Genomic DNA, 23102 nt, shown 5'->3' on the forward strand with positions numbered 1-23102 from the left:
GACCGCCTCCTGTAGTTAAGTTATAAGTTACATGCCGAAACATGCAGGGCAATAACACGCCGTTATCTCCCTATCCTTTTAATTGTGCCACAAAGTTGCGAATTTGCAACAGCCCTGCCTCACGGGTATCCGGATTTCCAAGAAGAGGAATCGCTTCTTCCACCTGACGAACAATGGCACTCCCGACAACCACCCCGTCACAGATGCGGGAAAAACGCTCTACTTGCTCATGGCTGGAAATGCCGAACCCTACCGCTACCGGAATATCTGTCAGACTTTTCACAGTCTCAATAAAACTCTCTACTCCGTCAAAGAAGGAGGCTCTTTCCCCCGTTACACCTAGCGAAGATACGCAGTAGATAAAGCCTCTCGCTCCAGTAACGATACGCTCAATCCGCGCGTTGGACGTAGGAGCTACCAGCGGAACCAGATGCACGCCTGCCTCGTCCGCCCTGCGGCGCATCTCTTCTGCTTCCTCAATGGGAAGATCTGGAATAATCATGCCGCTAATATCGTGTTTCACAAGTTCATCAAAGAACAAATCAAGTCCCGTTTGCAGTACAGGGTTGTAATACGTAAAGAGAACAAACGGTAGCTGTACCCCAGCCTCGCGTGCTTTGGCCGCTGTTTCCATGCAGGTACGAATGGAGATCTGGCTTTTCAGCGCACGCTCGGAAGCACGCTGGATGACAGGGCCATCCGCAAGCGGATCGGAATAGGGAACCCCAAGCTCCAGGATGTCAGCTCCTGCCTGTTCAAGCTCCTTGATAATATCAATTGTCGTCTCCACATCGGGGTCACCAACGGTCAGAAACGGAATAAGTGCTGTACGATTTTGTTCCTTTAAACGCAGGAAGGTCTGGTCCATCCGATTCATGACAAGTTCCCTCCCGTATATTTCATAATGGATTCAACATCTTTGTCTCCCCGACCGGACAGACAGATGACAACGATATCGTCTGCTGTAAGTTCAGGTGCAAGCTTAACGACCTGAGCCACAGCATGTGCAGATTCCAGTGCAGGAATGATACCTTCTGTACGGCTGAGCAACTGCAGAGCATCCAGCGCCTCCTGATCTGTGATCGGTACATACTTAGCACGTTCAATATCCTTCAGATAGGAATGCTCCGGACCAACGCCTGGATAATCCAGACCCGCCGAGATGGAATGTGCAGGTTGAACCTGTCCATACTCATCCTGAAGCAAATAACTCATGGAACCCTGAAATACGCCATGTGTGCCTTTACTCATCGTCGCTGCGTGGAATTCAGTGTCCACACCTTTGCCGGCAGCTTCGACACCAACAAGCTTCACATCCTGATCCCCGATAAACGGGTAAAACATACCAATTGCATTGCTTCCGCCACCGACAGCCGCAACAATCACATCAGGAAGACGCCCTTCGATCTCCTGGATCTGTCTGCGCGTCTCATCCCCAATGACTCGTTGAAAGTTACGCACCATCATGGGATATGGATGAGGACCAACGACTGATCCAAGCACATAGAATGTATCCTCCACGTTGCTGACCCAGTAACGAAGAGCCTCATTCCCTGCATCCTTCAGTGTCCGTGTGCCCGACGTCACCGGAATCACTTCCGCCCCCAGCAGCTTCATCCGGAATACGTTCAGTTGTTGACGCTCTGTATCTTCTTCGCCCATGAACACTTTACATTCAAGACCAAGCAGTGCAGCAACGGTTGCCGTTGCGACACCATGTTGTCCGGCACCCGTTTCGGCAATGACTTTCTTTTTACCCATACGTTTGGCAAGCAAGCCTTGTCCGATCGCATTGTTAATTTTATGTGCACCGGTATGATTCAAATCTTCCCGCTTCAGATAGATCTTCGGTCCTCCCAGATGGCGAGACAACTGTTCCGCATGATACAGCGGCGTCTCCCGTCCGGAATACTCACTTAGCAGATAGTTTAATTCCTTATTGAATTCCTCGTCTTGAGAGTAACGATCATACGCCTCTTCCAATTCGATTAGAGCGTTCATTAGTGTCTCAGGAACAAAGCGGCCTCCGAAGGGACCGAATCGCCCGTGTTGATCCGGCAATTGATGTGTCATGCCTGCTTCACCCTTTCTACAAATGCTGTGATTTTTGCAATATCTTTCAGGCCGTCAGACTCTACGCCGCTGGATACATCGACGCCGTCTGGTGCATAGGTCTGTATCAGTTGTTCTACATTATCCGGATGCAGCCCCCCTGCTACGAACAGAGCAATTCCATGTTGAATTGCCCATTCGGCATAAGCGGGAATACGATCCCACGCAAACGTCTTGCCGGAACCTCCTCCGTATAACGGATCATAGGTATCCAGTAATATGGCATCCACAACGTTTTGATAAGGATCAAGTGCCTTCTTGGCAGTATCGTTCACTTCTGCAGCTGTTTCATCTTTGGGAAAGGAAAGAGCCTTGAACACCTCGGTCCCGAAACGCTGCTTCACCAGTCCGCAAAATTCCGGAGACTCCTGTCCATGCAGCTGTATAACATCCAGGTGAGCTGCTTCCATGACACCCTCCAGTTCTGTGATTGAAGGATTCACAAATACTCCCGTCAGTTTCGGACGATAAGAAGCATTCCAGTCCATGAGGACCGCTCTTAACTCGGCAGCCTTACGCGCATCAATTTGGCGACGGGACTCGGCAAAGACAACACCAATGTAATCAATCGGCAAGTTTATCATCGATTTTAGCACTTCAACGTCCTGAAGTCCACAAATTTTTACTGCCGCTGCCGATTCTCTAGGCGCCCTGTTATCTCTGCCGCCTACACCGTCATTCATAAGTTTATTCATCCTCTTGGCCCCATCAGTTCGTAAACGGCAGCTTCCACATCTTCCTTACGCATCAGATGTTCACCGACGAGGATTCCCTGTACTCCGGCCTCTATTAGTGATCCTAAACGCTCTGGACCGTCAATTCCGCTCTCACTGATTAACGTGACGCCATCCGGAATCAACTTCATCAGATCAAGCGTTGTACTTAAGCTGGTTTCGAACGTCTTCAGATTACGATTATTGATCCCAACAAGAGTTGCCTGCGGAATCTCCAGCACTTGCTCCAGTTCCGTTCGGTCATGGACTTCAATTAAGACATCCAGTCCTATACTTTTGGCGAATGACAGATACTGGCGGATCTGCTCTGGTGACAGGATGCTTGCAATCAGCAAAATGGCATCTGCACCAAGCAATCTCGCTTCAGCGATCTGGCGCTCATCGATAATAAAATCCTTACGCAAAAGAGGAATATTCACTGCTTGATGAATGGCCTGCAAATATTCTCCACTGCCTTGAAAGTAGGAGACGTCGGTCAATACGGAAATACAATCTGCTCCTGCCCGTTCATAGGCTAATGCAATCTCTACCGGATGAAAGTCAGGACGTATAAGTCCTTTGGATGGTGATGCTTTTTTCACTTCAGCAATAAGTCCCAAGCTCCGATTACGATTCTTCGATAACACCCGTTCAAACCCGCGGGTAACCGGCAATGTTTCAATCTGTTTTAATGCCTCTTCCATCTGAAAGGTCTGGGCCAATACTTCAACCTCTTGCTGTTTCGTTGCAACAATTCGATCAAGATACATGACTGTACGCCTCCGTTGTGTGTATTAGCTGTTCCAATTTCATCGCTGCTTTTCCGGAATCTACAGCATTCGCGGCCATGGTCACACCTTCCGCAATGGTCTCCGCAAGACCCGAAAGGTAGATGCATGCTCCAGCATTTAGCAGAACGACATCACGATACGCGCTCCGTTCTCCGTGAAAGATTCGTTTTATGATTTCGGCATTCTGGAGAGCATCTCCTCCAAGAACTGTCTCCAGCGTATGGAGCGACAATCCCATATCACGCGGGTCAATATCATACGTGTGAACTTCACCATTACGCAGTTCAGATACCTGAGTCGGTGCGGATATGCTGATCTCATCCAGTCCATCATGACTTGCAACGACGAGCGCTCTCTTTAAACCGAGACGATTGAGAACTTCTGCAATCATCGGCGTACGACTGCGGTCATACAGACCAAGGAGCTGCCGATCCGCTCCTGCGGGATTAGTGAGAGGACCAAGCATATTGAATATCGTACGTACACCGAGCTCTTTGCGAGGTGCAGCCGCATGTTTCATGGAAGGATGGTACACCTGAGCAAAACAGAAGCAAATTCCGATCTCATCCAGGCATTGTCTGGCCTGTTCTCCATCCAGGTGAATGTTAACCCCCAACGCTTCAAGAACATCCGCACTGCCCGCTTTACCAGAAGCAGATCGATTGCCATGTTTCGCCACTCGAACAGAGACTGCTGCCGCAATGATGGCTGAGGCTGTTGAGATATTGAACTTGTGAATCCCCGATCCGCCAGTCCCGCAAGTATCGAGCAGCCCGCTGCTATCGGTAAGAATTCGGCCGCCCTGTCCACGCATGGCCTCGGCGAAACCGGTGATTTCGTCCACCGTTTCCCCTTTCATTCGGAGAGCCATTAGCAATCCGCCGATCTGGGCCGGAGTCGCTTCACCTCTCATGATGGAGTACATCAAGTTACGTGCTTCCGTCTGCTCGAGATGGTTACCCTCCAAAATTTTGGAAAGTCCGTCCTTCATTCCTTCGTTCAGGTTTAATGCAGATGCGGATCTCTTGGAGTCTTCATTCATCACAGGGTTCATATTCATATCCGGTCTCTCCTCTCTCAGTTCTGTACAGCCGTGGCTGGCGTTACAAAATAATCTGCATTAGCAAGTGTCAGGTGGTTATCTTTTCCTTTGGGAGGGAACATGGCCTCCGCTGTACGGATTGCTTTAAGTAATGCTTTCGCCTTGTTGACTGTTTCCTCGTATTCACTTTCAGGTACCGAATCCCATACAATGCCTGCTCCGGCCTGCACGTACGCTTTCCCTTTTTTGAAAATGATGGTTCGAATCGTAATGCAGGCATCCATGTTACCGGAGAACCCGAGATATCCGATAGCGCCTGCGTAAGCACCGCGTGCTTCTTTTTCCAGCTCTGCAATAATCTCCATCGCACGCAGCTTCGGTGCACCCGATACCGTTCCAGCTGGGAGACAAGAGAGGAATGCATCGAAGAAGTCCTTGTCTTCTCTGAGCTCGCCCGTCACATTCGATACCATGTGCATGACGTGAGAATAACGCTCAATCTCCATGAACATGTCACACTTCACACTGCCAAATTTCGATACACGGCCGAGATCGTTGCGGCCCAGATCAACCAGCATGAGATGTTCCGCCCGTTCCTTCTCATCCTGCAGCAGATCGGCTGCAAGAGCACGATCCTCTGCTTCCGTTGCACCTCTTGGACGTGTGCCGGCAATTGGCCGTGTCTCCACACGATTTCCATCCACCTTTACCAGAGCCTCTGGTGAGGTCCCTACAATGATTTCATCATCCATTTTCAAATAATACATATAGGGTGATGGATTCAGTGTCCGAAGTACACGATACACATGAAGCGGGGAAACCTCAGTATCGATGTGGAAGCGCTGCGACAGCACGACCTGAAAAATATCACCTGCACGGATATATTCTTTGGCTTGCTCCACATTGCCGATAAACTGTTCCTTCGTTAGGTTGGAACGAATATCCCCCAGATCAACGTCTCCCGGAATGGATCGCGGATTCAGGTTTTCCCCTGGTCCTTGCTGCTGCAAGCGCTCAGCGGCCTGCTCAAGCTTCTCTGATGTCACTGCATAAGCTTTCCGGATGTCCTCATCCGTTGCTCCTTCTTTGACATGAACGTTGCCGACAAGCAGCATTTGCTGTTTCACATGGTCAAACACAATAATCTGGTCACAGAACATGAAACGGATATCATCCATATTCAGATCATCCAGCGCATGAGCTGGAAGCTTCTCATAATATTGCAGCAGATCATATCCAAAAAAACCAATCGCTCCGCCTGTAAATGGCGGCAGTTCGTCATCCTTGGGACTACGGTACTTGCGCAGCAGCGCTTTTAGTTCTTCAATGGGTTTGCCTGGCAGCTCGCGCTTCTGGCCAGCTTCTTCCACTTCCATCCGACCCTTTTTGGCCGAAATCATCAGAAACGGATCCGTACCAATGAAAGAATACCTTGCCCACTGAATACCGCCCTCCACACTTTCCAGCAGGAATGCCCGGTCATTCTCAGCATAACGGCGGAAAATCCGGATAGGCGTTTCCATATCAGCCAAAATCCGTTTGACTACCGGAATCAGATTGTATTCATTCGACATTTTCAGTACTTGATTAACGTTTGGCGTTATCATCAGATCACGTCCTTTCAGATTAGGTAGAAGAAAGTCATCGGTTGTATATAACAAAAAAACCTCTACCATCAGGTAGAGGTTCTGGGTTTATAAGCTGTAATTAACAGTTTGGTGCTTCATAAATAACAAGTCCCTATACTTCCATGCTGGATCATCAGACCAGTCTCATGAATGAACGTCCTACATCCACTAACCTGCACGTCTTGAATATGGGTTCACTAACTCTTCCTGCTTGCACGATACCATCATAGAAACGAAATGGGATCTACAACAAACAAAAATGAGCATATACCAAAACAAAACGGTGTCACTGGACACGTTTCACAATATGAGGTTCCTGTTCCTATCAATCCTGTAGCACGACGTACCGCGAATCAGTTGGCCGACCTTGTTACTCCGGCTACCACCCGCTGGACTCTGCTATATACTCCACTATCTCAGCTGCTCTCAGCTCAACTCATACTCTACTCAACTGGTTCTCACTATACAGCATTCAGAATGGTTTGACAACCACTCTATTTCTTACGAATTCGAAGGTGCAGCCAAATCAGGCCGCAGGGATTGTGCACCATTCAGGTACACATGATTGATTTCATGTTGGTCTTTGGTTGTGTTCACATGCACCATGAAACGAATGCATTGCGGCAGGGCGCCCTTAACAGGTACTTCCAGTGCACACATCAAAGGTACCAACTCCCAGCCATCCAGTTGGCGAATGGCCTTCGCTGGAAAGGCTGCATCCAAATCACCCGTCATCGTAATCCAGACGCTGCAGATATCTTCCGGCTTAATATCGTTGCGATCCACAATCTCCTGCAGCAATACCGCTGTTTCCTTCAAAATCTGTTCTTCGTTATTTTGCGTGACTGTTGTAGCCCCGCGAATTCCACGTGTTACCATCGTTATTCTGCTCCCTTCTTAAGCAATTCAATGACATCCCGAACTGCCGATACGGGCACGTCTTTCACAATTCGCGCTGCTCCAATCCGATCCGGAATAATAAAAACCATATGTCCTTCGCGGAATTTCTTGTCATGCATCATGGCATCCATCAACGCATCCGTATCCAGATGTTTTGGCATGGTGACCGGTAATCGCAGGGAACGAAGCATTCGCACTGTATCGTCATATAGACCTGCAGGTGCACCAAGCTTCTCGCCCAGCAAAGCCGATCCGGCCATCCCGATAGAGATGGCTTCTCCATGCAAAAACTCCCCGTATCCAGCTATCGCTTCAATTGCATGACCAATGGTATGGCCCAAATTCAAAAGTGCACGCTCGCCGTTTTCCCGCTCATCACGAGACACAATTTCAGCCTTGATGCCGCATCCGCGTTCCAGACCGTATCCGAGTGTTTCCGCATCAAGCGCGAGCAACGCTTCGGCATGCTCTTCACACCAATGTGCAAACGCTTCGTCGCGAATCAGGCCGTGCTTCAGCATTTCCGATAGTCCGGCTGAAACATCGCGCGGCGGCAAGGATTGAAGTGTATCCACATCATAGAGCACAAGCTCAGGCTGATGGAATGCACCAATCATATTTTTGGCCAGCGGATGGTTAACGGCTACTTTACCACCAACACTGCTGTCATGTGCGAGGATTGTTGTAGGTACTTGTACAAACTTGATTCCACGCATATATGTAGCCGCCACGAATCCAGCGAGATCTCCCACAACGCCTCCGCCCAAGGCAATAATGGCGGAACTGCGATCCAGTTTACCCTCAATGGCAGCTGTCATCATGTCTTGATAAACCGATAGGGATTTGGATGTCTCTCCCGAAGGAACCACTGCCGAAACGACTGTATAGTCAGCCGCCCGGAGGGTCTGTTCAAGACCAGCCAAATACTTGGGAGCCACATTCTCATCTGTAATAATGAGCAGCGGACTTTTTTTGGTCAATCCATATTGTTCAAAAAATCGAGGCGCCTCAGCGAGCAGACCACTGCCAATCAGAATGGGATATGAGCGTTCCTCCAACTGAACTGTCAGCTGACGCATATTAGTAGCTCTCCAATTGAGCGTTATAGTTGTTGTAGTTGGCGCGAATTTCCTCCATGGAATCCCCACCGAATTTCTCAAGGAATGCCTTGGCAATCTCCCATGCCACCACATGTTCCATGACTACGCTTGCTGCTGGAACCGCACAAGCATCTGAACGTTCGACTTGGGCAGTGAAGGCTTCTTTAGTATCAATATCAACACTTTGAAGTGGTTTGTAGAGTGTCGGGATAGGTTTCATAACCCCACGAACCACGACCGGCATTCCGTTGGTCATTCCACCTTCAAATCCACCCAAACGATTGGTTGCCCGGTGGTAACCACGTTCCTCCGTGTGAAGAATTTCATCATGTACCTGGGAGCCGCGAATCGTTCCTGCTTCGAATCCGATACCGATCTCCACACCTTTAAAGGCATTAATGGACATGACACCTTGAGCAATCCGTGCATCCAGTTTGCGATCATACTGCACATGGCTTCCGAGACCGACAGGCACACCTTCAACAATGCATTCCACGATTCCTCCGATGGAGTCGCCTTCCTGCTTGATTTGATCAATATAGGCCTCCATCTTCTTCTCCGTCTCTGCATCCGTTACTCGAACCGAGGAAGCTTCGGTTACTTCAATCAGCTCATCGATAGGCAGGTCTTGGTAAGGTGCCTCAATCTCTCCGATACGCAGTACACGCCCCGCTACCTTAATGCCAAACTCAGCCAGGAATTGACGGGCGATCGCTCCACAAGCTACACGTACCGTTGTTTCACGTGCACTGGAGCGCTCCAGAACGTTGCGCAGATCTTTCAGGTTATATTTGAGTCCGCCATTCAGGTCCGCATGTCCAGGACGAGGACGATGAACGCGGCGTTTCTCTTCATCACTGCCTTCAATAGGCTCAATATTCATAATGTTCTGCCAGTGTTTCCAGTCATTATTCTGAACGACCAGAGCTACCGGTGCTCCAGTTGTATATCCGTGACGAATGCCACCCACAAAATTGGCCTGATCTTTCTCAATCTGCATCCGGCGTCCACGGCCATATCCTTTCTGTCTACGGTGGAGCTGGAAGTTCAGTTCCTCAAAATCAATATTCAGATTGCTTGGCAATCCTTCGATAATTGCGGTCAATTGGGGTCCGTGCGTTTCCCCTGCGGTTAAATAACGTAAACTCATAATACGTTCCCCCTTTAAACTGTTAAACTGCACATTGCTAAAATCCCATAATTTCTTTGCTCATTATAGTATAGCTGACCCGCTTTGACAAGAAAGCCCGTCGTTTCCTGCTCAAAAACGAAATTTTGGTCAGCTTGTGCTGACACAATTCGGAGTTGAAATTACGCTCTTCATTACCCCGAAATACAAATAACCGTCTGGACACATGTTCGTGTGTAATCCAGACGGTCATCCAATCCATTAACCTTATTTATTTTTTGCGATAGAAGAACGTTTCCGCTGTCTCCAGACCGTATTGTCCAGGAGAGAAGATCTGTTCTGTGCTGCCTACGAATAAAATGCCGCCTGGCCGTAAACTTGCTGCAAATTTATGATACAACAGATTTTTGGCTTCCTCGGTAAAATAGATCATTACATTCCGGCACACAATCAGATCATACCCATCATCAAATCGGTCCAGCAGCAGATTCTGCTTCATAAACTTGATTGAGCTTTTGAGCTTGTCATCGATTCGATAAACCAACCCATCCTGCTTAAAATAACGACTGGCTGTCTCTTTGGGGACATCCTTGAGTGAACGCTCCATATAGCGCCCTTCCTTGGCTTTGGCCAGTGCACCTTCGTCCAGATCACTCGCCGTAATGGAACTGTCCTTAAGAATCCCCATCGTATCCAAAATCATTGCAAGTGTATAGGGCTCTTCGCCAGTTGAACAAGCTGCACTCCACACCTTTACTCGGCGCTTTGGACCAATCAATTCAGGAAGGATCTCGTCACGGAGCACTTCCCAGCGGTTAGGATTTCGCCAAAATTCCGAAACGTTAATCGTCATCCGATCAAGAAATTCGTAAAACAGTGACTTATCCTTTTGCATGGCATCAAAAAAATTAGAAAATGTATGAAACCCGTTTTTGTTTCGAAGTGTGGTCAGCCGTCTTTTCATCTGGCCTTCCTTGTATTGAGCAAGATCAATGCCTGTGCTCTCTTTGATTTTCCGAATAAAACCGGCATAATCCGGGTCTAGTTGTTCCTGCTCCAGCATCGTATCACCCTTCTGGCTAATAAATTACAACCAGGCTGCGATGCTCTTGTCGTACGTCACCAATTCATCTGTAGTAAAGAAGTTTGCTGCTTCACGAGAGGCAGACTCCGGTGAATCAGCTCCATGAATCAGGTTATGCGGTGTGTGGCTTGCAAAGTCTCCACGGATCGTACCGGGAGCCGCTTCCTTTACATTGGTTTTGCCGATAACGATCCGCGCAAGTGCCACAATGTCATCACCTTCCCAGACCATGGCAAATACTGGCCCGGATGTGATAAACTGCACCAGATCATCAAAAAACGGCTTACCCTCATGTTCCGCATAATGGCGCTTGGCCTGATCCTCCGTCATCTGAACCAGTTTCCCAGCCACCATTTTAAACCCCTTGTCTTCCAGACGGCTAACGATACGCCCAATCAAACCACGCTGCACACCATCCGGCTTCACCATCAAAAATGTACGATCCATACGCTCACTCCTCACTCACGGTTCAAAGTTAGTTCATTATGTAGACGCAATCACTTTGATTGTAACATACATGTCCAATTCCTCCCAATGAGGAATCTCACATCCATGTCTTTGGAGTAAACCCGAGCATAAGCAGTATGATCGTATCCATGCACTTTAATGAGTCCGCTTGACAACAAAATGTGCGATATCGCGCAAATTTTTGCTTGTTTTGATATTGGGCAGCTGATCCAGAGCATCGAGCGCTTTCTTCATATATCGGTCAGCCAGTGCTTCAGCTTTAGCGATTCCTTGACTTTGGCGAATCATTCCAATCGCATCCGAGGCACTCGCCCGTCCATCTTCACGCTGAACACGTGAAATCTCGTTAAGCAGCGGCTCACGAAGATCACGTTCCTGCAGAGCGTACAGGACAGGCAGGGTAATATTCCCCTGTTTCATATCACTACCTGGAGGCTTACCCAGTTGTTTCTCCGTTCCCACCAGATCAAGTACGTCATCCTGAATCTGGAAGGCCATGCCCACATTATATCCGTAAGTATACAGGAGTGAAGAAACATGTTTTGGTGCGCGTGTAGCCAGAGCTCCAAGCTGGCAGCTGACCGCAATCAGCAGCGCCGTTTTGCGACGGATCCGCAGCAAGTAATTGCGAACACTCTGTCCTGTATTGAAAAAGTCACGAATCTGCTCCATCTCACCGATAGACATCTGCACCATGGCCTTCGCCAGAATACGATGGATGTCCGGATCGGACAGGCCAGCTGTCATCTGAAGTGCTTTTCCATAGATATAATCCCCAGTGTACATCGCAATACGGTTATCCCATTTGGACTTCACCGTAGGTTTGCCTCTCCGCGTCTCTGCATTGTCAATAACATCGTCATGTACCAGCGAAGCGGAATGAATCAATTCCAGCGGTACCGCAATCAACTTCAGGCGTTCAATGTCATATGTACCATATTTACCGCCGAGCAGTACGAATACCGGACGCAAACGCTTCCCGCCGGCTTTAAGCAGATGTAGTGAAGTTTCACTTAGTAGTTTCTGATCTCCCTGCACACTGCGATACAATTCTTTTTCAATGTAATCCATGTCTTTTTTTAACAACCCGAAAATATCCAATAGTTTCATTCGTTCACCCGTGTCAGCGTATTATCAGTCCAAAAATCCATGCTTACCTTCCCCTCCAGCAAGTCAGGCCTGCAGGCATCACGAAAAACCAGGGCTTGCCGTTCCTGCTTGTGTTCTACTAAGTCGTACCTTACTTCTTCGAATGTCATGGCTAACATCCGGGAATTAAACTCTTCGACTTGTTCTGAAACAAATTCAGAAGTTGCCGGAGCATGGGTCAAGGCTGTGGTTTCACCAAAGCTCTACCATCAGCGCTCACCAATACCCCGGTACCGGGGCGAGCAAGTCATATTCTGCATATTAAGTTAAAACAGTTATAGAAAAAAACTTCTAGCCCCGTTGATCCGGTTCTCCCCATCTTGCGAACAGTTGATGCTGAATGCGCAAACTATCCAGCACTTTACCTACCAAAAACAAAATCAACTCTTCCATCGTCTGAGGTTTGTGATAAAAAGCCGGCATGGCCGGAATCATTCGAACACCCAAGCGAGAGAGCTTGAGCATATTTTCCAGATGGATTGCATGCAGCGGTGTCTCCCGTGGCACCAGAATTAGTGGCCTTGCCTCCTTCATCATGACATCCGCAGCGCGAGACATCAGATTATCTGACGCCCCCTGTGCGATGGAGGAAAGTGTGCCCATGGAGCATGGCATGATAATCATGCCATCTGCCAGATAAGATCCGCTTGCAATCGAAGCCCCTATATCACTAACGGGATGATAGACCAGCGAACCGCCGAGGCCGCCGAATTTCTCTTCCAGCACACCTTCACGATTCGTGACATCCCAATCCATTTCTTCTTTTAAAACCCGCCAGCCGGCATTAGATATCACCAGATGAACAGTGAAATCCAGGCCGAGCAGCGTTTCAATAAGTCTTATGCCATAAATACTTCCGCTGGCTCCGGTAATTCCGACAACAAGTCGTTTATTGTCCAGCTGCTGCATATTTATTTCACCGCCAGGTCTATCAAAGTAAAGGTAAATACGACCAGACTCAAAACACTATTCATGGTAAAGAAAGCCGTCTGTACACGACTCATATCGTTAGGCGATACAATATAGTGCTCATAGAAAAGAATACCATATGTAATCAGCATGCCTGCTCCATACCACCAGCTCAGATCCGTCATCAACAGAAGCGCCAAAAATCCGATGGCTGTAATAATGTGAAAGAACTTAGCAATATTCAACGATTTAATAAGTCCGAAACGGGAAGGAATGGAATGAAGCCCCTCTTCCTGGTCGAACTCCAGGTCCTGACATGCATAAATAATATCAAAGCCCGCGGTCCAGAACACAATCGTAACGTACAGCACAATGGCTGTCCAATCCATGGACCCCGTAACAGCAACCCAGCCTCCAAGTGGAGCAAGGCCGATAGTCATTCCGAGAACAACATGGCAGAGCCATGTGAATCGTTTGGTGTATGAATACAATACCAGCATAAACACTGCGATTGGAAGTAATTGCATTGATAACACATTAAGATTGGATGAAGCCCAGAATAACAATACAAATGAAACAATAATAAAGATAACAACCTCGCCATTTTTGAGCAGGCCCGCTGGGATGGCGCGCATAGCTGTCCGCGGATTTTTGCCGTCGATCGCTTGGTCAATCATCCGGTTAAGTCCAAATGCCGCACTGCGTGCACCAACCATGGCCAGCAGCACCCACATAATCTGCATCCAGGTTGGGAACGTTCCGTTCACGACCATAGAGCCGAGAATGGCACCCATAAATGCAAAAGGTAAAGCAAAAAGCGTATGTTCAATCTTGATCATTTCTAAAAAGATGCGAATTTTCCTAAACATGCTGATTCTCCTTGGTTCCAATATGCAATGCCGCGATGCCTCCGGTCAGAGGATAGGCCTGCACTTGCTTCAATCCGGTTTCTTCGAAAATGGTAGCCAGTTCCTTCCTTCCCGGAAATAATGCCAATGAATCAGGCAGCCATTTATACTGCTCATAACGTTTGGCGAACAATTTGGCAAGTCTCGGCAGTACTTGTTCAAAATAAAAATAATAAATACCTTTAAACGGTTGCCAGGTCGGCTTGGACAATTCCAGACACACAACCATGCCACCAGGTTTCACTACACGTTTCATCTCTGACAAAACCTGTCTCAGATCAGGAACATTACGAAGGCCAAACCCGATGGTAACATAATCAAATGAATTATCTTCAAAAGGAAGTGACATGGCATTCCCCTGAACAAGCGTAATCTGCTTTTGTCTGTTTACGGCATTAACCTTGTTCTGTCCCACTTCAAGCATATTGCTGCTAAAGTCCAGTCCATGCATGTGACCTGTTTCACTTGCCTCTGCCATCGCCAGCGTCCAGTCACAGGTACCGCAGCACAGATCTAAACCTGTATCCCCTTTGGACATGTTCATTTTTTTCATTGTGAATTTGCGCCAGGCTTTATGCCTGCGGAAACTCAGGATGTCATTCATGACATCATATTTTCCCGCTATACTCTGAAACACCGAATGGACAAACTCTTCTTTCGGTTTCGACTCTGCGCTCCCCATTTGTCTCCCCCTCAATCTTCCCTTACTGCTGCATGTGAAGGCTCCAGATAACCCAAATAGGTTTCCAAGATGGCATGCAGCTCAGCTAATCCCCGCTGGTCTTGTTCTTCCTGCAGCAAAAGCTTTATGCGGTTTGTACTTTCACGAAGCCTGTCCAGCAGAAGCCCATCAATTTGATACTTGACTGCCACAGCACCACATGCCCGCATATCTAGCTCTGGCTGGCCAAGCAGGTTCCGCTCATCGGCTGTACCTTGCTTGTATATATGCCAGAAAGCATAGCTATGACTGAATTTCTTCGCGTCATTCATTCGCTGCAGCTCTTCCACAACGGTCTCGCACAAGCTGAATTCTGCAAGAAGACTCTCCCATAGCTTCTGTTCCTTTGATCCAATCATGTCCGCAAAAGAAAGAAACAGCTGCATCTTCAGCTGTACCGTTTCACGCAAGTATTCTTCAGCCGAAACGAGAAGTTTTTTCATCCGATCATACAGCGTCATCTTGCGCACGTTGACATCAGATACGGCACCGCTGAGCTTGCCAATCATCTCAATACGACCCGCATGGGCAAGTAGCTGATAAAAGCGACTGCTCAAGTAATCACCAGCAAGAACGTTCAACTGGCGTGAGCGCATCTCCTGCTCATTCCGATCCCCGGAGATCGTATCGATTCGATCATGCGTATCCATGGCCAGCTGAACGAGCGAGGTAGCCAGAGCATAGAGCTCATCATGCTCCTTTTCATCTGTACGGCCCACAAACGCCTGCAGCAGACGAGCCCGGCTATCCGGAAACGGTGGTATTTCCGTATGTTGTCGAATCATGTCGTAATCCGTATATTTTTTTGCTAGTTGGGGTACGCGATATGAATTCATTCTCAGCCTCCGAGCCTTTGCATTGTTAAACCATTTCTGCACTACAATCTTATATATTATAGCATATGTTGAACAGACACGCACTGAATCCTGCTATTCTATTACCCTTCGTTCAACAATTCGAATTGCTTCTTCCACAGATCCGTCTCCATGATGTGAAACCATTCTTTTATTTCACTGGATAGGACGGGGCTTTTCCAATTTCGAAGTGCATCGATTGCATCTGTTGGCCACTCATTTCTTCGTATATCAGCAGCAAGCAGCAGATGCCTTTTGTGCAGCCACTCATCTTCTGCCATGACACGAAGCAGTATTTGCTCCACGTTATCAATACCGTGAAATCCAAGCTCGGCCACCGTTGCCATATTATCATAGATTTCGGTGTAACTTGTTCCGGTACCTGTCACCTTCAGATCCAGTTTCAAAATGGACTGCTTCCATTCCACTTTTGCAATCGGTGTAGTTAAAGGCATAGAGCTCAGCACGTCCACCAAATTCTCGTCAGACAGTTCCAGCTTTTGCTCAGCTGCAGATACCGGCTGTACCCGCTCTCCGCCCAATGTTCGCATATGTAAGGTTTGCACAGCAACCAACAGGAAAACTGCTGCAACCGTTGCCAGCAGCGAAGCCGTCACGATCATCCGCGGTTTCATAAAATGCCTCCCTGCCTTTACATGTTAGTGTAGTCTGTCCGGTAAAGGCTCATACCTCATTGTACAATGAAAAAAAGCAGGCTATGCCTGCAATTTTTCGTTCATACCCAAAGTATTGGCTCTACCCAAATCCACTTCGTAAACAGGCAGGAGTTTTTCGTAAAACGACGCTTAGCTCTGATGCAACAGACTCTTAACTCGTCTATTATTCTGATTCTATTTGGCCATGCTTTGTAATCATGGTAGCTTTGCCGCGGATTTTGATCGCGGAAGTATGATTCGTAAACTGGGCAATCATGACTTCACCTTTGTCCAGCTTCTCGGTATGATGAAAACGCGTGTCCTGTCCTCGCGTCAAACCGATGACCTGAACTCCGTTTTCCTCTGCCTTAATGACAATGTAATCACTGCCGGTTGGATGGTCCATTACGTAACGTCCCCTCTCCTAATTGTTCAATAGCGTTAATGATGATTAAGATTGATTCATTTGTCAACTGAGTTTTGCTTGTAAAAGCTGCAATAATCTATGGGAACCGGGTCATACTACAGGATACATTCCATAGAAAGGAGCCTCTGCATGAAGTACACCCCTGCAACCTTGACAGACGAGCACATTCATCAGCTACAGGACATTGAACAGCACCTTTCGGAATCAGCAGGAGAAGATCTGATATTGATCGCCTATAGCAAGCAACCGGACAATTCCGCCGACACAAAAAACAGCGAGGCACATCGTTAGAAGACAAAAGAAAAGGCCGTGAACGAGTCACGGTCCTTTCTTTGACATATGGAATATGTAGAAATCTTATTTAATTCCGTCTTTGAGCGCTTTACCTGGTTTGAATGCAGGAATTTTGCTCGCAGGAATTTCGATTTCTTCACCTGTTTGCGGGTTACGCCCTTTACGTGCAGAACGCTCGCGAACTTCGAAGTTCCCAAAACCAACCAATTGTACTTTGTCTCCGCTTTGAAGAGCCTCAGAGATTGCTTCGAATACGGCGTCAACCGCTTTCGTTACATCCTTCTTGGACAATTCAGTCGCTTCGGACACGTGTGTAATCAAGTCTGATTTGTTCATTTGTTTTCACCTCCTGAATCAATGTCCTGAATGTTATACTGTGTTTCCGTTTTAAAGCGAAATATACGTTCATACGCAAAAAATCTACGTACATCTTGAGCGTGATGAACACAATTCTCCGCCTGCGGTCAACAGTCATTTCCGGCAGAATGCCGCCTGAAACCAAGCGCGTTTCAGACGCGGAACAAATTTTATACTAATACAGACAGCACACAATTTCAAGTGCGGTTGCGGTTTAGCACGTAAAATGTCACCGCCAGGGCAAGCACGAGGACGCCACCTTTTACAATGTCATGAGTAAAATACTGAACATTCATCATGGTTAAACCGTTCACCAGTACCCCAATCAGAACCGAACCAATGAAGGTTCCGATAACATTTGGTTTACCCGCACCGAAGACCGAGAACCCTACAAACACAGCCGCTACGGATTCCATTAACAACGGAGATCCAGCATCAATCTGTCCTGATCCCACTTTGGAAGCGTAGATAATGCCCCCTATTGCAGCAAACACGCCAGCAGCCACATAAGCAAGCGTCCGCACCTTTTTCACCTTGATTCCGGACAAGCGCGCAGCCTCTTCATTGCCTCCAGTAACGTACATCTGGCGTCCGTATTTCGTATACGTCAAAAAGATATGAACACCAATGACTGCAACGAGAAGGAGGATAACCGATATAGGCATGCCGAGCCATTTCCCCTGACCAATCAGCAAGAACGTTGGATCCATCTCTCCGGCTGCCTTGCTGCCATCAGGAAATTGCATATGATTATAAATGGTATACCCTTGCGCGTACGTTTTGTGAATACCTCCAATGATGTACATGGTCGCCAGCGTGGCGAGCAGATCAGGAATACGTAGTTTTACAATCAACAAAGCATTCAGGAGACCAATGACAGCACCAATCACCAGCGGAACAATAATGACAACCGCGAGCGGCTGCTGATACCAAATCATTAATGATGCGGTTACAACGGTCGTCAATGAGACGGTAGCCCCCACCGAGAGATCGAAACCGTCCACAATGAGAGATAACGTAACACCGATGGCAACAAAAGTCACAATCGATATCGATCCCAGAATGTCAGTCAGATTACTGTAGGTAAAAAAGTAAGGCAACTTTATGCCAAAAAAAGCAATAACTCCGATAATAACAATAATCGCCCCGTAACGGAACGCAAAATCCATAGATTTGTCCTTCATACCTGCACCTCTTGTCCACCGCTTGCGTAGTATAGCAGCTGTTCTTGGTTGGTCTCGCCACGCTTGAATTCTTTTACGATTTTCCCTTCACACATCACTGCAATGCGGTCACCTATACCGAGCCCCTCGTCCAGCTCACATGTGAAATAGATGACCGCCTTGCCTGCCAAAGCCAGCTCGTTAATGATACGGAAGATGTCACTTTTGGCTCCAATATCCACGCCCTTGGTAGGTTCATCAAATATAAAGACATCAGCGTCCGCATTCAGCCATTTGCCAATAGCTACTTTCTGCTGGTTACCTCCGCTCAGATACTTCACTTCCTGACGTACCGAAGGTGTTTTAATGCCGAGCTGTTGAACCAGTGATTCCGCGTTCTCCCGCTCCTTCTTGCGACTCACGAATCCGAATGTACTAAGACGTCCGAGCAAGGGCAGGCTCAGATTTCGTTCCACATTTTCCTGAATGAGAATCCCCTGCTTGCGACGTTCCTCAGGTACGGAAACAATGCCTGAAGCTGCAGCATCCGCAGGCTGAGAGAAGCGAAGCGGTTTATCGTTTAAATGAATATCCCCTTTCTCCAGCTGGTCAGCTCCAATCAGAAGACGGGAGCATTCCGTTTTGCCCGCACCGACCAGACCGACAACAGCCAGGACCTCACCACGGCGTACAGACAAATCAACCCCCTTGACCTTGATCCCCCGGTGCAGTCCACGTGCTTCAAAGATTATCTCGCCAATAGGAGCTTCCGTCTTCGGAAATTCCTCTTCGAATGGCTTGCCCAGCATTTGTGTGACCAGATCATTGACCGTTAGTCCACGCGCCTCACCCGTAAATACATGCTGCCCGTCTCTCATGACGGTCACTCGATCACAATGTCCAGTCACTTCTGCAAGCCGATGGGTTATAAAAATGCAAGCTACTCCCCGTTCTTTTAACAAATGAACAATCCGGAAAAAGGCATCGGTTTCTTCCTGGCTCAGCGGAGCAGTCGGTTCATCAAATATAATCACCTTGGCATCCTGAATCAGGATGCGCGCCAGCAGAATCATCTGTTTCTCTGCAAGTGTGAGATCTGCTACCTTTTTCTGAACTGAAATGTCTGCTCCCAATTCTTTGAGTGCCTCAAGAGCGCGCTGCTGGAGCTTACGCGGGCTTTTCCACCATCCACCAACTGGAGATGCCAGCTGGTCCAGCATAATGTTCTCAGCAGCCGTCAGCTGCGGTACCAGTGCAGCATCGACCTCCTGATAAACACAGTGAATCCCGTTTGCCTTAGCGTCCCCCGGCGAATTTAGACGTAAATGCTGATCATTTAAAAGAATCTCTCCCTGATCCAGTTGGTAGGCACCCGACAGGATTTTCATCAAGGTACTTTTTCCTGCTCCATTGGCGCCAAGCAGTGCATGAATCTCTCCACCTTTTACAGAAAAATCAACGTCTTTCAGCGCAGGAACGCCAGCAAACTGCTTATGAATATGTTCCATTTGAAGCAATATCGGTGCAGTTGTCATGATGTAGACCTCCATTCCCTCCTCCAGGGAGTCATGCTATCCTTACAATCTGTTGTTTTGCATATCTGCCTGCGAAAAAAGCGCACCTTGCGGCGCGCCTTCTAACGCTGCTTTATTTAGCAGTGATTCCATAATCCGCCATCCAATCCTTGATGCCCTGTGTACTACCTCCCCAACCCTCAACATATTGGGACAATTCGGAAGTAGAGATTTGGGTCTCAGGCAGTGCTTCGCGTTGAACATAAACCGGATTAAGGACCACCTGATCTTCAGTCTCATCGCCGTTCAGTTTCTGATAAGCATAACGTACCTGAACACGTCCAATGTCTGTCGGGTCTACCGCTGCGGAAGCAACCCAAGGATTTTTCGGATCCTGAATCATTTGCAGATCTTCATCACTCATATCGATACCGTAAACTTTAATTTCGTCACGACCCGCTTGCTGGATTGCACGTGCAGCGCCTTTGGCAAACTCATCCCACGCAGCCCACACGGCTGTGATTTCGCCTTTCGGATATTGTTTCAGAATCGCTTCCATCTTGGCTTGTGTATCCAGAGCCGGGTTTTGCGCGGAGCCAAATGTGGCAATCTCCTTGATGTCCGTATTCTCTTTCATGAATTCGCCGTAGGCAATCTGGCGACGTTCCATAGGAGCGAATCCGGCCACCCATACTTTCACGATATTCCCCTGGCCGTTAATATCCTTTTTCATTTGTTCCAGTGTAAGCTCCGCCATCTTCTGGTCGTCCTGAGACAGTACAGTTGCCCCTGGTACTTGAATTGCTGCGTCGAAGACTACTACCGGAATGTTTTGCTCTACTGCTTTTTTCACACCCGGTTCCAGAAGCGAGTCCCCGTGATCCGTCAAGATTGCATCGAACTTCTGGTTAATTGCGCTATCCAGCAAAGAAACCATTTTGGCTTTATCATTATCAGCAACAAATGTAGTTAGCTCACCGCCGAATTTTTCAATTTCCTCTTTTACGCCTTGTACATACTGCTGTGAGAATGTGCCCGTGTTAAATTCCATGATTAGGGCAATCCGTTTACCACTAAGCGGGCCTGTCACTGCCTCCGTCTTGGGCTTGTCCTCTGATGCTCCGGAAGCTGGAGTTGCTGCCGGTTCTTTTTTGATCCCGCAAGCGGACAGTGCCAATGTAAATACAAGCAGAACACTTAACCATACCCATTTCGTATCTTTCTTTTTCATCTCTGTCTCCCCCTATTCGTGCACTCTCAGTGACCTTGATCACAATAGTTGAATATTAATATAACGGCTAATCCCTAGTATGTAAATGGGTTTTAACAATTTAAAGCTAAAACTCGCTAAGTTTTTCGTGAAACATGTAGTATACATCCAGTAGTACCATTTATAAGAAAAGAAATGGTACAGGAAAAAGACCACAAGGATGGCCTTGTGGTCTTTTGTCTTACAGAATGATGGCAATCAAGCCGCCTGAACCTTCGTTGATGATACGTCCCAATGTCTCCTGCAATTTGTACCTTGCATTGTCCGGCATCATGGCGATCTTGCCCTGAATCCCTTCGCGCACGATGGAATGTAGTGAACGACCAAACATGTCTGAATCCCACACCTTGATTGGGTCGTTCTCGAAGTCCTGCATCAGGTACCTCACCAGTTCCTCACTTTGCTTCTCCGTGCCGATAATCGGTGCGAACTCGGACTCGACATCGACCCGGATCATGTGAATGGAAGGTGCAGTTGCTTTCAAGCGCACACCGAATTTGGTACCTTGGCGAATAAGCTCGGGTTCATCCAGTGCCATCTCAGCAAGCGAAGGTGCCGCAATGCCGTATCCGGTCGTTTTGACCATCTCCAAGGCTTCAGCGAAGCGGTCATATTCCCGCTTGGCATGAGAGAATTCCTGCATCAGCTGCAGCAGATGATCCTTGCCTCTGATTTCAATGCCGACCACTTCCACGAGGATCTGATCGTATAATTCATCAGGTGCGTATAGATCAATTTCGGCCACACCTTGGCCCATGTTCATGCCGCTGAGTCCTGCGCGGTCAATGAACTCATACTCCATGAACTGGGACACAACCCGGTCCACGTCACGCAGTCTACGAATGTCCTTCACCGTGTCGCGCACGGAATTTTCGTAGTTGTTACGCAGCCAGTGGGTTTCATTGAGGACCATAACCCAACTCGGCAGATTCACATTCACCTCATGAACAGGGAACTCATACAGGACTTCACGCAGCACGCCTGTCACATCATCTTCCGTCATCGTGGCCGCGCTTAATGTCATTACCGGAATATCATATTTAGCTGCCAATTCGCTTCGCAATTGAAGAGCCTCTTCACTGCGAGGACGGGTAGAGTTGATGATCAGTACGAATGGTTTGCCAACCTCTTTCAGTTCGGCAATGACTCGTTCTTCAGATTCCACGTAGGAACTACGGGCGATCTCGGCAATGGTGCCGTCTGTGGTAACCACCACACCCAATGTGGAATGCTCCTGAATGACTTTGCGCGTGCCAATCTCCGCTGCTTCCTGGAACGGGATCGGCTCTTCGAACCACGGCGTGGAGATCATGCGTGGACCATTTTCATCCTCATAGCCCTTCGCACCCTCCACAGCGTACCCTACACAATCCACCAAACGTACATTAACATCGAGCCCTTCAGCCACTTTGATCTGGACTGCGTTATTCGGTACGAATTTTGGCTCGGTGGTCATAATCGTTTTGCCTGCTGCACTCTGTGGAAGTTCATCCACTGCACGGGCACGATCAGCCTCACTTGTGATATTCGGCAGAACGATCGTTTCCATGAATCGTTTAATAAATGTTGATTTCCCCGTCCGGACTGCGCCGACAACCCCGAGATAGATATCCCCTCCGGTCCGCTCAGCTATGTCCTTAAAAATGTCCACTTTCTCCAATGAAATCCCCTCCTTAAATTACTCCGAAGGAAAAATGCTAAAGAGCATCCGCTTCGTTTTTTCAATCAGAAGACTGAAATCCCTGCAACGGTAGAGCCGCCTTTGTGAGTGCCCGGAAGTCGTCCGCCGCCGAACGTTGCATTCTGATGAAACCGGCGAAAGCGGCGTTAACTCGTACATGCAATTGGACTAGTATCATCTTATGTATCCGTATGCAGCAATATGACGCGTTTTTTTTGTTTTTTTCTCAGGT

Annotated in this window: 25 protein-coding genes; 1 reads left to right on the forward strand and 24 read right to left on the reverse strand. The window is 48.0% G+C overall.

Annotated features, from left to right (window positions below; translation table 11 throughout):
* Positions 1–70: 70 nt before the first annotated feature.
* From trpA to mtrB, 19 genes are all read right to left on the reverse strand, one after another.
* Positions 71–877, reverse strand: a complete 807-nt coding sequence (gene trpA, locus CHH60_RS26455; RefSeq protein WP_095361922.1) for a tryptophan synthase subunit alpha — start codon at positions 875–877, stop codon at positions 71–73.
* The gene (gene trpB / locus CHH60_RS26460) at positions 874–2073 is read right to left on the reverse strand and encodes a tryptophan synthase subunit beta (RefSeq protein ID WP_095361923.1); all 1200 of its coding nucleotides are present in this window, start codon (positions 2071–2073) and stop codon (positions 874–876) included. The genes trpA and trpB overlap by 4 nt, the downstream gene beginning before the upstream one ends.
* The gene (locus CHH60_RS26465) at positions 2070–2795 is read right to left on the reverse strand and encodes a phosphoribosylanthranilate isomerase (RefSeq protein ID WP_095361956.1); all 726 of its coding nucleotides are present in this window, start codon (positions 2793–2795) and stop codon (positions 2070–2072) included. Before CHH60_RS26465 ends, trpB begins: the two co-directional genes overlap by 4 nt.
* Before the next feature lie 8 nt (positions 2796–2803).
* Entirely contained in the window at positions 2804–3595 is a 792-nt protein-coding gene (gene trpC, locus CHH60_RS26470) for an indole-3-glycerol phosphate synthase TrpC (protein ID WP_095361924.1), read from the reverse strand.
* On the reverse strand, positions 3585–4607 hold the full coding sequence (gene trpD / locus CHH60_RS26475; RefSeq protein ID WP_441339415.1) for an anthranilate phosphoribosyltransferase: 1023 nt from the start codon (positions 4605–4607) through the stop codon (positions 3585–3587). The genes trpC and trpD overlap by 11 nt, the downstream gene beginning before the upstream one ends.
* 86 nt (positions 4608–4693) lie before the next feature.
* Positions 4694–6265: an anthranilate synthase component I gene (trpE, locus tag CHH60_RS26480; RefSeq protein WP_095361957.1), complete on the reverse strand. Its 1572-nt coding sequence runs from the start codon at positions 6263–6265 to the stop codon at positions 4694–4696.
* A gap of 522 nt (positions 6266–6787) precedes the next feature.
* Complete coding sequence (aroH, locus tag CHH60_RS26485; RefSeq protein ID WP_095361926.1) at positions 6788–7165, reverse strand: chorismate mutase; 378 nt, start codon at positions 7163–7165, stop codon at positions 6788–6790.
* 2 nt (positions 7166–7167) lie between these two features.
* A complete protein-coding gene (gene aroB / locus CHH60_RS26490) occupies positions 7168–8265 on the reverse strand; it encodes a 3-dehydroquinate synthase (protein ID WP_095361927.1) in 1098 nt (365 codons plus the stop codon).
* 1 nt (position 8266) lies between these two features.
* Positions 8267–9436, reverse strand: coding sequence for a chorismate synthase (gene aroC, locus CHH60_RS26495; RefSeq protein ID WP_095292861.1), 1170 nt, complete (start codon positions 9434–9436; stop codon positions 8267–8269).
* A 250-nt stretch (positions 9437–9686) separates the two neighbouring features.
* The gene (locus CHH60_RS26500; protein ID WP_095361928.1) at positions 9687–10478 is read right to left on the reverse strand and encodes a CheR family methyltransferase; all 792 of its coding nucleotides are present in this window, start codon (positions 10476–10478) and stop codon (positions 9687–9689) included.
* A 24-nt stretch (positions 10479–10502) separates the two neighbouring features.
* A complete protein-coding gene (gene ndk, locus CHH60_RS26505) occupies positions 10503–10946 on the reverse strand; it encodes a nucleoside-diphosphate kinase (protein ID WP_095361929.1) in 444 nt (147 codons plus the stop codon).
* A gap of 156 nt (positions 10947–11102) precedes the next feature.
* Positions 11103–12077, reverse strand: a complete 975-nt coding sequence (locus CHH60_RS26510; protein WP_095292868.1) for a polyprenyl synthetase family protein — start codon at positions 12075–12077, stop codon at positions 11103–11105.
* Positions 12074–12235 carry a hypothetical protein gene (locus CHH60_RS30000; protein ID WP_181429797.1) on the reverse strand — a complete coding sequence of 54 codons (162 nt, stop codon included), beginning with the start codon at positions 12233–12235 and terminating at the stop codon, positions 12074–12076. The genes CHH60_RS26510 and CHH60_RS30000 overlap by 4 nt, the downstream gene beginning before the upstream one ends.
* A 172-nt stretch (positions 12236–12407) precedes the next feature.
* Entirely contained in the window at positions 12408–13025 is a 618-nt protein-coding gene (locus CHH60_RS26520; protein ID WP_095361931.1) for a UbiX family flavin prenyltransferase, read from the reverse strand.
* Positions 13026–13027: 2 nt separating this feature from the next.
* Complete coding sequence (locus tag CHH60_RS26525) at positions 13028–13894, reverse strand: UbiA-like polyprenyltransferase (protein WP_095361932.1); 867 nt, start codon at positions 13892–13894, stop codon at positions 13028–13030.
* Entirely contained in the window at positions 13887–14615 is a 729-nt protein-coding gene (locus tag CHH60_RS26530; protein WP_095292874.1) for a demethylmenaquinone methyltransferase, read from the reverse strand. Before CHH60_RS26530 ends, CHH60_RS26525 begins: the two co-directional genes overlap by 8 nt.
* Positions 14616–14626: 11 nt before the next feature.
* Positions 14627–15490: a heptaprenyl diphosphate synthase component 1 gene (locus CHH60_RS26535; RefSeq protein ID WP_095361933.1), complete on the reverse strand. Its 864-nt coding sequence runs from the start codon at positions 15488–15490 to the stop codon at positions 14627–14629.
* A 101-nt stretch (positions 15491–15591) separates the two neighbouring features.
* Positions 15592–16143, reverse strand: a complete 552-nt coding sequence (locus CHH60_RS26540) for a hypothetical protein (RefSeq protein ID WP_095361934.1) — start codon at positions 16141–16143, stop codon at positions 15592–15594.
* Between the two features lie 205 nt (positions 16144–16348).
* Complete coding sequence (gene mtrB, locus CHH60_RS26545; RefSeq protein ID WP_095292880.1) at positions 16349–16570, reverse strand: trp RNA-binding attenuation protein MtrB; 222 nt, start codon at positions 16568–16570, stop codon at positions 16349–16351.
* A 150-nt stretch (positions 16571–16720) separates the two neighbouring features.
* Between mtrB and CHH60_RS30125 the strand changes: the two genes are divergently transcribed.
* Entirely contained in the window at positions 16721–16882 is a 162-nt protein-coding gene (locus CHH60_RS30125) for a hypothetical protein (RefSeq protein WP_217990009.1), read from the forward strand.
* A gap of 66 nt (positions 16883–16948) precedes the next feature.
* Here CHH60_RS30125 and CHH60_RS26550 read toward each other — a convergent pair whose 3' ends face one another.
* From CHH60_RS26550 to spoIVA, 5 genes are all read right to left on the reverse strand, one after another.
* Positions 16949–17221 (reverse strand): HU family DNA-binding protein, encoded by a 273-nt coding sequence (locus CHH60_RS26550; RefSeq protein WP_024630670.1) that lies wholly within the window; start codon positions 17219–17221, stop codon positions 16949–16951.
* A gap of 218 nt (positions 17222–17439) precedes the next feature.
* Positions 17440–18426, reverse strand: a complete 987-nt coding sequence (locus tag CHH60_RS26555; protein WP_095292881.1) for an ABC transporter permease — start codon at positions 18424–18426, stop codon at positions 17440–17442.
* On the reverse strand, positions 18423–19940 hold the full coding sequence (locus CHH60_RS26560; RefSeq protein WP_095361958.1) for a sugar ABC transporter ATP-binding protein: 1518 nt from the start codon (positions 19938–19940) through the stop codon (positions 18423–18425). The genes CHH60_RS26555 and CHH60_RS26560 overlap by 4 nt, the downstream gene beginning before the upstream one ends.
* Before the next feature lie 112 nt (positions 19941–20052).
* Positions 20053–21150, reverse strand: a complete 1098-nt coding sequence (locus CHH60_RS26565) for a sugar ABC transporter substrate-binding protein (RefSeq protein ID WP_095361935.1) — start codon at positions 21148–21150, stop codon at positions 20053–20055.
* A gap of 220 nt (positions 21151–21370) precedes the next feature.
* Positions 21371–22849, reverse strand: coding sequence for a stage IV sporulation protein A (spoIVA, locus tag CHH60_RS26570; protein WP_095292886.1), 1479 nt, complete (start codon positions 22847–22849; stop codon positions 21371–21373).
* Positions 22850–23102 lie beyond the last annotated feature (253 nt).

The organism is Paenibacillus sp. 7523-1, assembly GCF_002276415.1.
Taxonomy (GTDB): domain Bacteria; phylum Bacillota; class Bacilli; order Paenibacillales; family Paenibacillaceae; genus Paenibacillus; species Paenibacillus illinoisensis_A.

Excerpts from the sequence above, each read along its gene's own strand:
- CHH60_RS26520 (WP_095361931.1), bottom strand. The coding sequence starts at position 13,025 with ATGCAGCAGCTGGACAATAAACGACTTGTTGTCGGAATTACCGGAGCC.
- CHH60_RS26530 (WP_095292874.1), bottom strand. The coding sequence starts at position 14,615 with ATGGGGAGCGCAGAGTCGAAACCGAAAGAAGAGTTTGTCCATTCGGTG.
- trpA (WP_095361922.1), bottom strand. The coding sequence starts at position 877 with ATGAATCGGATGGACCAGACCTTCCTGCGTTTAAAGGAACAAAATCGT.
- CHH60_RS30125 (WP_217990009.1), top strand. The coding sequence starts at position 16,721 with ATGAAGTACACCCCTGCAACCTTGACAGACGAGCACATTCATCAGCTA.
- mtrB (WP_095292880.1), bottom strand. The coding sequence starts at position 16,570 with ATGGACCATCCAACCGGCAGTGATTACATTGTCATTAAGGCAGAGGAA.
- CHH60_RS26465 (WP_095361956.1), bottom strand. The coding sequence starts at position 2,795 with ATGAATGACGGTGTAGGCGGCAGAGATAACAGGGCGCCTAGAGAATCG.
- CHH60_RS26540 (WP_095361934.1), bottom strand. The coding sequence starts at position 16,143 with ATGAAACCGCGGATGATCGTGACGGCTTCGCTGCTGGCAACGGTTGCA.
- aroC (WP_095292861.1), bottom strand. The coding sequence starts at position 9,436 with ATGAGTTTACGTTATTTAACCGCAGGGGAAACGCACGGACCCCAATTG.
- CHH60_RS26555 (WP_095292881.1), bottom strand. The coding sequence starts at position 18,426 with ATGAAGGACAAATCTATGGATTTTGCGTTCCGTTACGGGGCGATTATT.
- aroH (WP_095361926.1), bottom strand. The coding sequence starts at position 7,165 with ATGGTAACACGTGGAATTCGCGGGGCTACAACAGTCACGCAAAATAAC.
- CHH60_RS26550 (WP_024630670.1), bottom strand. The coding sequence starts at position 17,221 with ATGAACAAATCAGACTTGATTACACACGTGTCCGAAGCGACTGAATTG.
- CHH60_RS26500 (WP_095361928.1), bottom strand. The coding sequence starts at position 10,478 with ATGCTGGAGCAGGAACAACTAGACCCGGATTATGCCGGTTTTATTCGG.
- ndk (WP_095361929.1), bottom strand. The coding sequence starts at position 10,946 with ATGGATCGTACATTTTTGATGGTGAAGCCGGATGGTGTGCAGCGTGGT.
- aroB (WP_095361927.1), bottom strand. The coding sequence starts at position 8,265 with ATGCGTCAGCTGACAGTTCAGTTGGAGGAACGCTCATATCCCATTCTG.
- CHH60_RS30000 (WP_181429797.1), bottom strand. The coding sequence starts at position 12,235 with ATGTTAGCCATGACATTCGAAGAAGTAAGGTACGACTTAGTAGAACAC.
- trpD (WP_441339415.1), bottom strand. The coding sequence starts at position 4,607 with ATGAAGGACGGACTTTCCAAAATTTTGGAGGGTAACCATCTCGAGCAG.
- CHH60_RS26560 (WP_095361958.1), bottom strand. The coding sequence starts at position 19,940 with ATGACAACTGCACCGATATTGCTTCAAATGGAACATATTCATAAGCAG.
- trpE (WP_095361957.1), bottom strand. The coding sequence starts at position 6,265 with ATGATAACGCCAAACGTTAATCAAGTACTGAAAATGTCGAATGAATAC.
- CHH60_RS26525 (WP_095361932.1), bottom strand. The coding sequence starts at position 13,894 with ATGTTTAGGAAAATTCGCATCTTTTTAGAAATGATCAAGATTGAACAT.
- trpB (WP_095361923.1), bottom strand. The coding sequence starts at position 2,073 with ATGACACATCAATTGCCGGATCAACACGGGCGATTCGGTCCCTTCGGA.
- CHH60_RS26510 (WP_095292868.1), bottom strand. The coding sequence starts at position 12,077 with ATGAAACTATTGGATATTTTCGGGTTGTTAAAAAAAGACATGGATTAC.
- CHH60_RS26535 (WP_095361933.1), bottom strand. The coding sequence starts at position 15,490 with ATGAATTCATATCGCGTACCCCAACTAGCAAAAAAATATACGGATTAC.
- trpC (WP_095361924.1), bottom strand. The coding sequence starts at position 3,595 with ATGTATCTTGATCGAATTGTTGCAACGAAACAGCAAGAGGTTGAAGTA.
- CHH60_RS26565 (WP_095361935.1), bottom strand. The coding sequence starts at position 21,150 with ATGAAAAAGAAAGATACGAAATGGGTATGGTTAAGTGTTCTGCTTGTA.